A 12,395-nucleotide genomic window follows, 5' to 3' on the forward strand; every position below is an offset into this window, starting at 1 on the left:
CTGGCAGGTCGCACGTCTACGTCAGTAAGCTACAGGTGCATTGATCCATGCCTTCATCCTAGCGAACCACTCATCGCGCTCTGATTCATTGACTACTGTGCTCTTAAGCCAACGATCAGAATGGCGCACGAAAGGAACCAGCCAGAGCGGGTGAACAACGTCCCGCACCTGGACTTCCAGGCGATGGGTGACCACTCCTTTGTAGTTGTATTCCCCAGTGCGGATGGCGAGCACTTCAGACCGCCGCAGGTAGCGCTCGCCCTTCACGGGATCTCGGACCCAAATGGCGTCCCTGCCGAGATCCAAGGCAATGTGGTCGTGGGATACCGTGGGCTCGAACTCTTCAGGCCTATGCTTCTTCAGTTTGGGCACTCGGCGCCGGAACAGCCACGGCAAGCCCCAAAGCAGCGCAAGGGGCCAGAAAACCAGCTGCCCGAACAGCATCAATCCGAACACTGCACCTTCAGCCGTCGTGCCGTCTTCGAACACCACACCACACAACCACCAAAGCGCGAGACCAGTGATGATCCAGCGGATTACCTTGAACAAGGTCCACATACGAGCTTCCTAGCTTTGGTTGGGAAGGACCGGGATCAGCGACGGTCTACGACAGTCCAAGTGCCGCCAACCTTGTCGATGACGAAAGTGCCGACAAGCTGCTGTTGCTCAATACGAGTGCCGATCTGGTAGCGGGCGGTTCCAGTGACACTGCAGGCATAGCCAGGACTGTCCCCACGCACGCACTCTCCCACCTTGAGGCCTTCAAACCTCATTGTCGTTCCCGTCGCTTCCTTGAAATACACGGTCAAGGCCTTCTCAACATCGCCATTGCCGGGCCCACCAGAACAAGCCGCCAACAGCGCAGCAACCGAAAGCATCCAGATCCTCTTCATCTCAGTTCCTTGATCAGTCGATAAGTAGGCAGTGACTGCCCGGATTGGTTGCAGTGCCAGGCAGGACTTCGCTATCGATCACTGACCCAGCTTTGTTGATGACGATCACGATCTGGCTAGGCCGCGCAGAAGAGTCCTCCTCACGCTCGCCGAGGTAAGCCAAGGCAACGGTTCCCCCGAAGTCGTAGACCTTGCCGAAGCCGATGACGCTATGTGCGTCCGGAGGCAAAAGAACGGGCTTGCCGTCCAGCTTGATAGCGCGCTTGTAGTCCCGGCCTTCCACAGGGTCGATGCGACCGATCCTGGTTCGCACGGGACCGGTGGGGATCGCAGAGCCATGACCCGTCGCCCAGATGAACTCCGAGACCTTCGGCTTCCCTCCCCCACCCGCCTTGAACTGGCCGCTCTGCAGTTGGCACGACAGGCTGGGCGCCGCCTCGGCAGAAGAGGCAATGGTGAGAAGACTCAGCAACGCAAAGCACCTCATATCCATACGACTAGCTCCCCGGCAATATTTGCGTTGAACGCAAATGACCGGCTAAGCTTAGATGGGCACACTTCTGGGAGTCAACGTCTTTGTTGTTCTCGGATGCCAGCCCCTCAACCTACGCCTACTGCTCTTGGTCAACGCCTTCGCGCCGCCCGTGTGGCCAAGGGGTGGACGCAGGCACAGCTTGGGGAATTGCTTTTGGGCGTGGACGACCCGAACACGGTGGCTCCCCGCATCAGCCGTTACGAACGAGGCATGCACAAGCCCGATCTGGCGACCATCGAGAGACTTGCGGAACTGCTGGATCTTCCAGCGGCTTACTTTCTTGCTGCCTCCGACACAATGGCTGAAGCCATCCTGGTGCTATCGCAGCTTGATGCTAGGAAGCAGAAAGAAGCACTGGCACTGCTAAAGCAGCTTGCTGCGCCGTAGCCTTTCATCGCATGTCTTGAGCCGGAATGTTGCCGGGGATCACCTTGCAGAAAAAACCAGCGTCCGCGATTTTTCAAGCGAATGACAGTGGTACTCTCTTTAAAGACCAGATGCGAAGCGGATCCATTAGTGCTTTCAGCCGGAACACTGATCAGAACAAGCATAGGTCTGGCGCGGTTGACGAAGCAGGAGTTAATCTAGAAGCATCGGGAACGAGTCACAGGGGACTTGAAGGATGCAAGAAGCTCTGGATCGAAGAACCAATCACGAATACACCGCTTTAGAGATTTCACTGCTCACGGAGGCCCAGCGTGAGCCCTTGAAGGGCCACTTAAAGTGTTTGGGCTGTGAATCTACCGCGCACTTTCGCCGAAAGACTGACCCAAGTCCTGGAAGGAAGGGGAGAATTGCGCACTTCTATTGTCGTCCGCATGCGGCCAACTGCAGCCTCATCCAGCGCAACGCAGATCCATGGGAAACAAATGAGAGTGATGCGACTGTCGCTCAATGGGTGGAACGCAATCAGACACTGATTGTCAGAATTCAGACACCAGTCGAATCGTCGGAGGTGAATTCTGAAGAAGGCGAAGATGCTGACGAAGGCAGCAGAGCTGGCAGAGGCTCGGCCTCCCGAACACGCCGGTCGACGACTATATCTCGCGGGCCGCAACGGCTACTTGAACAATTGGTTCACTGGCCAAGCTTCAAAACAAGTCCAGTTCGGATACGGCTCCCAGATCCTGCTCAGACGGAGGTGCCGGCCCATGACGCCTTTGTACGGTTTGACGACGCCCGAGTCGATCTACATACGGAGCGTTGGCTTGGATTCTGGGGAATAGTGCGCTCTTTTAGCTTTTGGCCCCTTGGCAGTAGCTACTACTCAAACTTTGGCGCCGAAAACAGCAGCTTCCGCATCTCGATTCACCAGAGCCACGCCGACGCTATAGTGCAAAGGTATCGGCTAGAGAGCATTCATGACCTGGTTGGCCACTACCTTTTGCTCTTCGACCGTGCTCGCGAATCTGCTTCGGGGCGCTTCACCGCAGATGTGAACTCGGTTCATCATGTTGGATTTGTCCGCAATACAGACCAATAAGAAGCGGTCGTCAGGCTCGTGACCGCGAGCAGGTGTTGCGACGCATCTTCACCAAGCTTCGCTAGCACTAGAGGATTGTGAAGTCGTTCGCAGTGCCTAAATCCCATTGAAGTAAGAAAACACGCCTATTAGCACGCGCACAGGCGAAGGGGCCTACTGTGCTGTGGAGGGACTCAACTTTCCCCCCTGTCCGGGCATCGCGGGTGAGAGGAAGCTAGGCCAAGGCCATACGACGCGCCGCGTGCTTATCTAGCAGCGACTGCAGCTGGTAGTGCCAGCAGGAGCTCCGCCAATCCACTTGCATCTAGAGCAGGCGGAGGCGACTTAAGGCCTAGGTCCGAACCGAGAGAAAGAGAGGACTGACCACTTACCCCCCTTGGAGAACCCCGGGAGCACGGCGAGCACGGTGAGCACGGAAGGACGGGATGACGGGGAGCACACGGCTACCGACCCAAACACCTGATATCAATGGGTATTTTTTAACAGAATGCGCGGAAACGCGCACCTCAACCATTCAGGAATCGCTGCTTGTTGCATCCACGGTGGCTCTGGCGTAGCTTTCAGCTATCTAAAACGCTCAGTTGCGCGCGTCTAGTTCCCTTGCTCTTCGGAGCCTGAAGACGCAAATTGTCCACCAGTTGATAGGGAATTGCTCGATGTCCACGATGAAGCAGGCAGTGGCACGGCGCGTAAATATGTCGGAGCGCGCTGAGCATCAACGGCAAATCCACTTCGCCGGAGTGGATGACGCCTGGATTTGGAATCGCAAGAAGAACAATGGCTTTTCAACTGTGCCGAGGACGCTGCCGATTGCCATGCAGGCCGCAGACGAACAGTCTAAAGGCCAGCCGCCTGGGCATGTTCTTTTTTGCCTTTGGGCGCGAGCGCCGGATCACCCGGTTCTTGTAATCGACAATCCGATCACGTTCGCCGCAGAGGCGGGCTTCACCGGACCGAGGGCAGTAGACACCTGGCGACGGCGCATGAAGCGGCTGCAGGAGTTGCAGCTAATCGTGGCAAAAGCCGGACCGGCAGGTGATTTCCACTACGTTCTGCTGACGAATCCAAATTCGGCCGTTGAATGGATGAGATCAAATGGAAAGATCCAAGACGTGCTCTACAGCCGCTTCTGGGATCGACTGTCCGAGGTGGGCGGACTCAGTGAGATGGATGCACTTCGCGCTTACTGGGCTAAGACGACGGCAAAAGAGGATCCGCCGAGCCTCCCTCCGCCACCACCTACCGATGCCCCAACTGAATCGGCACCTACGAAGGTGAAGTCACGGAAGAGCAAACCTAAAAGCGTAGGGAAATGATGCTCAAGCAGACGCCAAGGAGGAACCATGCTTAAGACAACAGTGATCGGCATTCGTCGCCAGCTCGCCCGGCGGATGTCGTGAAAAAGAAGACCCCCGATCAGCCTCGTTTCTCAGGCCAGACTGATCGGAGGTCGTGGCGGGCACCCTCAAGTGCCCTGAGCAGAGTTTCCCCTGCCCAGGGCTCAATTGTAACGCGGCCGCGCCCCTCACACATGACTGGGGCAGCAGCCAACTAGCCGACATCGGCTGAGGAAAACGCAATGACCAAGAAGCCTTCCAACTCCGGTCAGCCCTGGACCCCTACGCAGGTCAAGCAACTCAAAGAGCTTGCGTCAGGGAACACCCCTACCCGGGTCATTGGCCTGAAAATGGGGCGCTCGCCCGAGGCAATCTACGGCCAGGCGAGCAAGGCGGGGATCTCGCTGAAGCCTACCAACCAGGCTCCCTACGGCACCAAGAAGCCGAAGTGAGTTAGCAACAAACTCAGAAGCCCCGCTATGCGGGGCTTCTGTCTTCTCAACCCGGAAACGCCGGGAACTTTTCGTTGGGATGGGAAGCCTTCCAAGTTGTATAAGCGGAAGTCCCTTCCCAGGCAGCGAACGCACGAGGAGTTCTGCCTCGGCCGCTCCAGGTTTCGCCCGTGTGTGGGAGCCAATACTTGGGTGCGACTTCCTTCTTCACAGTTCCCGCCCTCTTAGGGACATCCGTCGCCAGCATGCTGACGATCTCGGCGCGCTGCTTCGCAGAGAAGCTCTTGCCGTATTGGGACACGAGGTTGGCGACTTCTGCGAAGGCATCAGCGGCTTGTTCCTGGAGAAGCTGAACTTCCTGTTCCTCAAGCTTGCGCAGCTCTTCAGCAAGCTTGGCTTTGGCGGAGGCAATGGAATCGAGTGACGGCTTGGTCATTCTTAAAGAACCTGAAATTGATGGCAAAAGGAGAGAAGGTAGCTAGGAAGCTCTGGACGCTAAGCGCGACCACCCTTCCACCGGAAACAAGCTATACGGTCTTTTCCCCCTAGACAACCGGTCCGGGCCCGAAAGGGGCGCAGTCCCCTCCACTCAACCTAACCGGGGTTGCCACTTGCCATAGAACCTAGACGAGGCGATCCAACAAAGAGAATGGAGGATAGTGATGCCCATCGCAAATTCGAAAAGATCCTGCATGCCTATTCTGTAAGAAAGCACGCTTAGGCGTAAGCACACTCAAAATCGTACAGTACAAAAATGACTGCAAGATAGAAGCGGTCACCCAAGGCAAACCCTTGCGCCACAGCGCCTCGCAACGCACATCTCACTAATTTCCTCTAAACGTTTTCGCGCTAATTCCAACGTTTCGGCGAATGCCTAAGCAACGCGCCAACACTCTAGATCTCGTTTGACGAATCAAAGCCGGGCCTTAGCACTGCTCCCATCATCCACGGAGACAGTGCAGTGCCAAAAACAGTAAAGAACTTCCTTCAAGACTTCCCATTCAATCCAGACGCCGAGGACACGCTGCACCTTAAGGGCATCAAGATCGGACGCTTCCGGATTGATGAGCTGGTCATCACCGGACGCGAAGCAGCCATCCACGCGCAAGAGATCCTCAACGCTGCAATGGAGCGCTCTCGACGCTCTCGCATCAATGCCGCAGGCACGCGCTACCTTGAGCCACTCTCTGCAGGTCACCCTGCCCGCCTTCTGTCCGTAGAGATCAAGGACTACCTGGGAGACCGGGAACGCCGCTGCCTCGCCCAGGAGACCATCGACTCCACAGCCCGAACCCTGCGCCTTCTCCAGATGACTTGCGGCGACATCCCCGTCTCTCGCATTGACCACCCTCACATCTACCGACTCTGGGATCTCATGCGCTGGTCACCCCCAGGCCTCTTCTCTGACCCCGCCTATCGAGGGATCAGCTATGACGAAGCCATTGCCTGCGGCAAGGAGCTAGATGTTCCTCAGCTTGCCCCTGCAACGCTCGAACGTCATCGACGCTTCTTGGTCTCCTTCTTCAATCAGCTGGTCAAGACGAAAGCCATTGAAGCGTCTCCCATGGCCGCGTATGCCGAGATCAAGAAGGACCTGGTCACCGATCCCAACAAGCCTGAGCGCCTCTTTGATGAAGACGACCTCCGCCGCATCTTCGACCCCAAGGCGTTCATTCCCTGGGCGAGCAAGTATCCGCATCGATGGTGGCTTCCAATGATCGGTCTGTATACAGGTGCCCGCATCAACGAAGTCGCTCAGCTGAAGGTCGCCGACATCGTCCAGGAGAGCGATGTCTGGTGCATCCGCATCCAGAAGACCGTGGATCCTGACTTGGCGCACCGGACCCGGCTCAGGAGTCGGCAGAGCCTAAAAGGCAAGGCATCTATCCGGACCATCCCTATCCCGAAACCACTGCTAGACGCAGGCTTCGTGGACTTCATTGATGACATCAGAGAGTGCGGCCACCCTCGCCTCTTCCCACACCTATCCGCTGGTGTGAACCGTAAGACCGGCGAGACTAATGCTCGCTACAGCCTGGCAGCGCTTAGCCAGTTCAGCCGTTACATGAAGAACCTTGGTTTCCCTAGAGGTGTTGGTTTCCATGCCTTCCGCCACACAATCGCCACAGAACTCCACCACCAGAATGTCCCTGACGAAGACATTGCTCTGATCACCGGCCACTCTGTCAGCAAGCGCGTGCCCGTGCTTCACGAGGCGTACTTCCACAAGAAGCCCGCCGTGATGCGCAGGAAGCAGATAGAAACCTTGGACAAATACAGGCCTGCGGTAGTGCTTCCTGTCTATGCCAAGGGGCAGTTCAAGCGCTGCTTGAAGGACAAGAAGAGGTTCTATCCATGATGGCGACCCCACGGGTGATTCGCAGTGAGCTCGCCGCAGATGTTGCGGCGACCTTGAGAGGGGCCAACCGGAAAGCGGAACGTCATGATTCTGATCCATCACCAGTAAAGGTTGCTACCTTTTTCTCGATCACTGGCCACCCTGCCTTCTGATAGTCAACAGTGGTCCCGGCATAGCCAACGACATCAAACACCAATCTCTTGAAGGTCTCTATGCATATAAAAAATCGGTCGTACATTTTCTGATGCTCTTGGTCCGTGGTTCCAAGCAACTCTCCATGCGCAGCCTTGTGACGAATCTTGGTCCACGCCTCGAAGAGCTTTGGATTCAGAAGCTCGCGACGAATCAGGCTCTGGAAAACGCTCTTTATACCTGGTCGTTCTGCGCTCTCCTTACTCTTCGTCAAGAGCCTTACAATCCTCTCATCCAGATCAAGACCAGCGCTTGAAGCCGAATCAAGCGTCACTTCGATAAGCCGAGCGAACTCCAGATCCTTATCATCGTTCGTCATAAACAACCTTGAGAGCATGCCCTCAATAGAAGAGGAAAGAACCTGCGCTCCGTTCTCGATACCTTCTTGCTGGGCGTAGCAGATGCGGGCAAAGTGATGGAAGATGAATGTCTGCACTCTACGGTCGCCTACTTGACGCTCGACGGAAATCCACGCCTCCAAAAACTCGTTCCAAGATGGGGCATATGGCCACGCACGTGGAACAAAAGGGACCATCACGTTGCGATGAGGGTCGCGTCGCCGCCCGAAGATCTCTACTACCTGCCGGTCGCCAAAGAAACGATACGCGCACATCGGCGACAGTGGACGCCCACACAGCATCGCTACACCACGCAGGAAGTCCTCAGACCGTTGCTTGAAGCCCTCTTGGGGCGCATGGAACGAGAGTTCTGAATTTCCATGATGATCGACCGTTCCCTTCCAGGAAGTCGGGTCACGCTCATGCTCCCACTTCTTCGAATTCGGTCGAGTCGGCATCTTCAGATCACCTGAAAAGTACCAGCCTTGGTATTCCTTCTCCAGCTCCTTTCGCGATGACTTCTGCTCCGCAACCAGGTTTGTGAGATTTGAAGTGAGCCTTAACTCTTGCCCTTGGTCTACGCCCAACATCTGACGCTCACACCGCCACCGTATTCCAAGCGAGTCGTGCCCCGAAATGTTATAGCGACTCCTGTCTTCAACCAATTTGCCGGGCTCCAATTCGCTGAAAAGCTCTACGAATGGATCGAAGCGAGCGTCAACCTTCTGGCACAGGAGCGTGAACCCAATGCTTCCATCCTTCGTCTGGCTGACGACGCCAATCCCCTCGAAGACCAAGGGTTCGTTCTCGACGCATTGCACCGCCTTGCAATCAAATAGTTCTACTCGAAATTCACCAGCGACAAGCTGATCTCTGATGTTCTCGAACATCCTACTACTGACTGCTACAAGCTCACCGTCCGAAGACGCGGTGCTCGATGTTTCTCCCATCCCTTCTGCCTCTCATAGGTTCATGGTGAATGCGTTCCAGTTCAGTCCTACAGCTAACGCAGCTACAGGACTGGTGGAGGCGCCATGTTAGACATGCACCGCAAGATGAAGCGTACAACTGGCCGCATTTGCTGGCGAGAGGCCATGAAAAAAGAAGCCCCGCATCTGCGGGGCCCTAGACTTCAGTAGCCGTAGCCAGATCGACGCTGTTGCGTCCTCGGCTGGTTGTAGGGGCTACCGTATGGATTGCTCTGCGTCGGCTTGTAAGGATCTACAGTCCCGGACTTGCCGTTGTAGGGATTGTAATTTCCTTGGGTGCTGTAGTTGTCCAGCTTGGTGGAATTCGCATTGCTACGGTGGTGAGGCTGGACGTAGGTACCGTCCGAACGATAGTGCCCCTTCACCGAATGGCTCTGAGCCGAAACTGCAAAAGAGGATGCCAGAGCGACACCAGCGGCCAGGGTGAGCAAAATCTTCTTCATTTCCTTCTCCTTGGATGGGGCATCAGTCCCTACAGCCTCGTGCCCCCTGCATAGGCTGCAGTCCCCTGCCATCCCCCGCTCTCCGAAGAGGCCTAAATTGGGATAGCGAGAAAACGTGACGATTGTCGCATTTCCTAGTCCGTGAAGAGTGCAGCCCAACAAGGCATTCCGACGAGCGGTACTTCCCCCGTATTGGTCCTTCCCCCCTGCAGCCAAATGCGCAGGCTGCGCGAATTCCCGTAGACAAAGCACTAAACCGTCTTTCACAACGGAATTCCAATCGGGTCGCATAAAGAATGATAAATCGCCATCCATTCGCGCTTGACTAATTGCAAATTCCAGATAAAAAGTAAAAACTTGGGAGATAGAATGAATAACGAAAACGAAAGAGAAGAAAAATCCGCCTCAAGGTTTGCTGCGACGGCCCTGCTGGCAATTGCAGTTTTGGCAGGCGGCTGGATCGGATGCGTAATAACCGCAATGTCTATTGGCCCGCGCCAAGTTCATCCAAATTGCCCCCAACATACAGTCAAGTCACAAACAAAGACCCAATCCAAAGCGCAAGTCCAGCCACCGTTCCTAGCAATGTCCAAATTCTGGAATTGAACTTTGGCTGCAGCCCCACCGCGCAGAAGAACAAAATTAGACCGAGCGAAAACGCATTTTCTAAAGAGATGTTTTTAGATGCATCGAATCGATTCCAAAACAAAAGAGCGAGCGCGTTAAGGATCAAAAATAGACCCGCGAAACCACCAAGTATTCGCGAATCAATTTTGTTCAGAAAATTGTTAATTTTAATTTCGCGCCTGTCAGCCCACTCACGGAATCCACGAACAATTTTCTTAGCCGTCGCACCAATACCCTTGGGAGGATCTGCAGATTCAACGACAGCAGTCTCCTTTTGCAAATCATTCATTCCAAGACCGTTAGAGCTGCTGTCGGACTCAGATTCAAACTCGCTCCCGAGCTCTTTTACTAGTTTAGAATCACTCTCAGCACCAGTCGCAATCGGCGCCGACCCAGCTTTGGTTGCACGCTCAGATCCAGACTCGTTTCCACTTTCCACTCTACTTCTCTCCTTGGTCGTAAATGCGATATTCCATTACTAGCTTCGGCGCCAAATCTGCTCCATCCGGTGCCACAGCAAAAAGATCTCAGGCAAGTCAGAGACAGGCTTTTTAGGCCCACGCTTTGAGCTATCGGCTTGCGGGTAAGAGACTTTAGCCCAGCTCTGCTGAGCCGACCTAGTGGCCTACGGCCGCAATGGTAGCTCGCATGCTGTGGTATAGAGGCTGCACTGCAGCTATGCTCCGGGACACACCACAGGACACAAATCCGGTTTGTGGACGCTTCCGGAGCTCGGGGGACGGTCAAGGTACTGTTTCCCCCTCTCTCCGCCAGATAACTGAAAAAGGCTGCCCCCAGGGGCGGCCTTTTTCAGTTATCTGGCGCGGGACGCGAAGTGCGCTGCGCGCGCTTCGCCCCAAACGTTGCTGCGCAACGTTCGGGCCCCTCCCCTTGCCGGCCTCTCCCCGCCCCTGTCGGGGCAGCCCCTCAACAGAGGGGCTTGTTCCTCCAGATTCATCAGTAGATCCACGCCATGCGTGGATGCTTCTGGTCGCCTTCCGCACGCTCTGGGCACCCCAAAACAAAACTGAACGGATCCTGAAAATTCGCTATCGTAGGTGCCTTCAACCGACGCCAAGCCCATTGCCCATGAGCTCGATCGACAGCGCTCACGCTGCCTGCGAAAACTGCGATACCGCCCTGCACGGCCACTACTGCCATCGCTGCGGGCAATCGGCGCACAATCCGCTCAAGCATGTGGGCCATGCCATCGAAGAAGTGTTCGAATCGTTCTGGCATCTGGATGGGCGCATCTTCCGCACGCTGCGAGATCTCTGGGTGCCCGGCCGCATCACGCAGAACTACCTCAAGGGCCGCCGGGTCGGATACGTGCAGCCTTTGCGGCTGTTCGTCATCCTCACCCTGTTTACGTTCTTCATCGGCAAGCTGTTCGTGCACGTCGACGACATCCGCATGGGCGGCGGCGATTCGCTGTATGCCAAGTCCATCACCGTTGAACAGGTCGAGGCCGCACGCGTGAAACAGCTGATGATGATCGATCAACAACAGGCCAGCTCTCCCGCCACCGGCAACGCCGGCTTCGCCATGGCCAGAGCGGCGGTGAATGCGGCAGCCGCACAGCGCAAAGCCGAGCTTACCGGTACCAGCAAAGACGCCACCGCAACCGAGCCCGGCACCTTCTTCAACCACACCGTCAACGGTAAACCTTGGGACGCTGACACCAACCCCATCGTGGTGGCAGGCTGGCCCCGGTTCGCCAACAACTGGCTCAACAAGCGCCTGCACAACGGCAACGCCAACATCCAGCGCATGGGTGGCAAGACCGATCTGTACATGCAGGCGATCCTGACCGCATTGCCCGGTGCCCTGTTCTTCCTGATGCCGGTGTTCGCGCTGGTACTGCGCATCGCCTACGTGCCACGGCCGATGGGGTATCTGGAACATCTGGTCGTGGCGTTGTACAGCCACTGCTGGCTGATGATGGTGCTGCTGGCAACCTTCCTCATCGCCGGCATCAGCAGCGCGCTCGCATCACCCGCATTCGCCGCCGTCAGCCAATGGCTGTATGCACTGCTGTGGCTGGCGGTCCCGGTCTACCTGCTGTGGATGCAGCAACGCGTGTATGGCGGCAACATGGCGCTGACCGTGTTGCGCTACCTTGCCATCGGCGGCGTCTACCTGTTCCTGGTGAGCTTCGTGGTGATGTATGCGGTGCTGGCGGGAATCTCGGCCTGAGGGATACACGCACGGCGTCCGGCCCATGAATCCACGCATGGCGTGGATCTACTGACGATCGTCTATCGTGGGCCCATGAACCTCCGCCTCTATCGCCCCACCGATGCCAGCGCCTGCCTGTCGATTTTCGACAGCAACGTACCCACCTACTTCGCGCCCGAAGAACGCAGCGACTTTGAACGCTTCCTGCGTGAGCAGGCCATGGACTGTGCATTCCAGGTCATCGAGCGCGATGGCAGCATCGTGGCCTGTGGCGGCCTGTCGCGACGCGGCGACTGCAGTGCCGGTTTCTGTTGGGGCATGGTGCAGCGCGCGCTGCACCGGCAGGGGCTGGGGCGCGAACTGGCGCTGGCACGCCTGCGCCAGGCCGAAGCGGATCCTTCGATCAAGCGCATCGCGCTCAGTACCAGCCAGCACACCCAGGGCTTCTATGCCGGTCTGGGCTTCCAGGTGACGCGGATCGTGCCCGATGGCCACGGCGCCGGGATCGACGCTGTGGACATGGAACGGGTGCTATAGCCTCCCGCAGTGGGTAGATCCACGCAGCGCGT

General features: G+C 56.5%; 13 protein-coding genes. 6 read left to right on the forward strand and 7 right to left on the reverse strand.

Features of this window, described 5'->3' with window-relative positions; all coding sequences use genetic code 11:
• Positions 1 to 21: 21 nt before the first annotated feature.
• From ACJ7C5_RS05410 to ACJ7C5_RS05420, 3 genes are read right to left on the reverse strand one after another with little or no spacing between them, the layout of a single operon-like run.
• Positions 22 to 558, reverse strand: a complete 537-nt coding sequence (locus ACJ7C5_RS05410) for a hypothetical protein (protein ID WP_412703280.1) — start codon at positions 556 to 558, stop codon at positions 22 to 24.
• 35 nt (positions 559 to 593) lie between these two features.
• Positions 594 to 893 carry a hypothetical protein gene (locus tag ACJ7C5_RS05415; protein ID WP_169448906.1) on the reverse strand — a complete coding sequence of 100 codons (300 nt, stop codon included), beginning with the start codon at positions 891 to 893 and terminating at the stop codon, positions 594 to 596.
• 13 nt (positions 894 to 906) lie between these two features.
• Complete coding sequence (locus tag ACJ7C5_RS05420) at positions 907 to 1,365, reverse strand: hypothetical protein (protein ID WP_412703281.1); 459 nt, start codon at positions 1,363 to 1,365, stop codon at positions 907 to 909.
• A gap of 117 nt (positions 1,366 to 1,482) precedes the next feature.
• Between ACJ7C5_RS05420 and ACJ7C5_RS05425 the strand changes: the two genes are divergently transcribed.
• The 3 genes from ACJ7C5_RS05425 (at position 1,483) to ACJ7C5_RS05435 (ending at position 4,700) form a co-directional block, all read left to right on the forward strand.
• Positions 1,483 to 1,815 carry a helix-turn-helix domain-containing protein gene (locus ACJ7C5_RS05425; protein WP_169448908.1) on the forward strand — a complete coding sequence of 111 codons (333 nt, stop codon included), beginning with the start codon at positions 1,483 to 1,485 and terminating at the stop codon, positions 1,813 to 1,815.
• Positions 1,816 to 3,567: 1,752 nt separating this feature from the next.
• On the forward strand, positions 3,568 to 4,227 hold the full coding sequence (locus tag ACJ7C5_RS05430; RefSeq protein ID WP_197622527.1) for a hypothetical protein: 660 nt from the start codon (positions 3,568 to 3,570) through the stop codon (positions 4,225 to 4,227).
• 263 nt (positions 4,228 to 4,490) lie between these two features.
• Complete coding sequence (locus tag ACJ7C5_RS05435; protein ID WP_134708996.1) at positions 4,491 to 4,700, forward strand: hypothetical protein; 210 nt, start codon at positions 4,491 to 4,493, stop codon at positions 4,698 to 4,700.
• A gap of 46 nt (positions 4,701 to 4,746) precedes the next feature.
• On the opposite strand, the gene ACJ7C5_RS05440 is transcribed toward ACJ7C5_RS05435, so the two are convergent.
• On the reverse strand, positions 4,747 to 5,136 hold the full coding sequence (locus ACJ7C5_RS05440; RefSeq protein WP_262205934.1) for an H-NS histone family protein: 390 nt from the start codon (positions 5,134 to 5,136) through the stop codon (positions 4,747 to 4,749).
• Positions 5,137 to 5,661: 525 nt separating this feature from the next.
• Here ACJ7C5_RS05440 and ACJ7C5_RS05445 point away from each other — a divergent pair.
• Entirely contained in the window at positions 5,662 to 7,059 is a 1,398-nt protein-coding gene (locus tag ACJ7C5_RS05445; protein WP_412703282.1) for a site-specific integrase, read from the forward strand.
• A gap of 82 nt (positions 7,060 to 7,141) precedes the next feature.
• On the opposite strand, the gene ACJ7C5_RS05450 is transcribed toward ACJ7C5_RS05445, so the two are convergent.
• The 3 genes from ACJ7C5_RS05450 to ACJ7C5_RS05460 all read right to left on the reverse strand — a co-directional run bounded on the left by ACJ7C5_RS05450 (position 7,142) and on the right by ACJ7C5_RS05460 (position 10,087).
• Positions 7,142 to 8,479 (reverse strand): hypothetical protein, encoded by a 1,338-nt coding sequence (locus ACJ7C5_RS05450; RefSeq protein WP_412703283.1) that lies wholly within the window; start codon positions 8,477 to 8,479, stop codon positions 7,142 to 7,144.
• A gap of 242 nt (positions 8,480 to 8,721) precedes the next feature.
• Positions 8,722 to 9,021 (reverse strand): hypothetical protein, encoded by a 300-nt coding sequence (locus tag ACJ7C5_RS05455; RefSeq protein WP_412703284.1) that lies wholly within the window; start codon positions 9,019 to 9,021, stop codon positions 8,722 to 8,724.
• 529 nt (positions 9,022 to 9,550) lie between these two features.
• On the reverse strand, positions 9,551 to 10,087 hold the full coding sequence (locus ACJ7C5_RS05460; protein WP_412703285.1) for a hypothetical protein: 537 nt from the start codon (positions 10,085 to 10,087) through the stop codon (positions 9,551 to 9,553).
• Positions 10,088 to 10,737: 650 nt separating this feature from the next.
• On the opposite strand from ACJ7C5_RS05460, the gene ACJ7C5_RS05465 reads away from it, so the two are divergent.
• The gene (locus ACJ7C5_RS05465) at positions 10,738 to 11,844 is read left to right on the forward strand and encodes a DUF3667 domain-containing protein (RefSeq protein WP_412703286.1); all 1,107 of its coding nucleotides are present in this window, start codon (positions 10,738 to 10,740) and stop codon (positions 11,842 to 11,844) included.
• Between the two features lie 75 nt (positions 11,845 to 11,919).
• Positions 11,920 to 12,363, forward strand: coding sequence for a GNAT family N-acetyltransferase (locus ACJ7C5_RS05470; protein ID WP_412703287.1), 444 nt, complete (start codon positions 11,920 to 11,922; stop codon positions 12,361 to 12,363).
• The last annotated feature ends 32 nt before the right edge of the window (positions 12,364 to 12,395 follow it).

This window comes from Nocardiopsis yanglingensis (assembly GCF_045809185.1).
Taxonomy (GTDB): Bacteria; Pseudomonadota; Gammaproteobacteria; order Xanthomonadales; family Xanthomonadaceae; genus Stenotrophomonas; species Stenotrophomonas yanglingensis.

Coding starts and splice junctions, on each gene's coding strand:
- ACJ7C5_RS05410 (WP_412703280.1), bottom strand. CDS start 558: ATGTGGACCTTGTTCAAGGTAATCCGCTGGATCATCACTGGTCTCGCG.
- ACJ7C5_RS05415 (WP_169448906.1), bottom strand. CDS start 893: ATGAAGAGGATCTGGATGCTTTCGGTTGCTGCGCTGTTGGCGGCTTGT.
- ACJ7C5_RS05425 (WP_169448908.1), top strand. CDS start 1,483: ATGCCAGCCCCTCAACCTACGCCTACTGCTCTTGGTCAACGCCTTCGC.
- ACJ7C5_RS05430 (WP_197622527.1), top strand. CDS start 3,568: ATGTCCACGATGAAGCAGGCAGTGGCACGGCGCGTAAATATGTCGGAG.
- ACJ7C5_RS05435 (WP_134708996.1), top strand. CDS start 4,491: ATGACCAAGAAGCCTTCCAACTCCGGTCAGCCCTGGACCCCTACGCAG.
- ACJ7C5_RS05440 (WP_262205934.1), bottom strand. CDS start 5,136: ATGACCAAGCCGTCACTCGATTCCATTGCCTCCGCCAAAGCCAAGCTT.
- ACJ7C5_RS05450 (WP_412703283.1), bottom strand. CDS start 8,479: ATGTTCGAGAACATCAGAGATCAGCTTGTCGCTGGTGAATTTCGAGTA.
- ACJ7C5_RS05455 (WP_412703284.1), bottom strand. CDS start 9,021: ATGAAGAAGATTTTGCTCACCCTGGCCGCTGGTGTCGCTCTGGCATCC.
- ACJ7C5_RS05465 (WP_412703286.1), top strand. CDS start 10,738: ATGAGCTCGATCGACAGCGCTCACGCTGCCTGCGAAAACTGCGATACC.
- ACJ7C5_RS05470 (WP_412703287.1), top strand. CDS start 11,920: ATGAACCTCCGCCTCTATCGCCCCACCGATGCCAGCGCCTGCCTGTCG.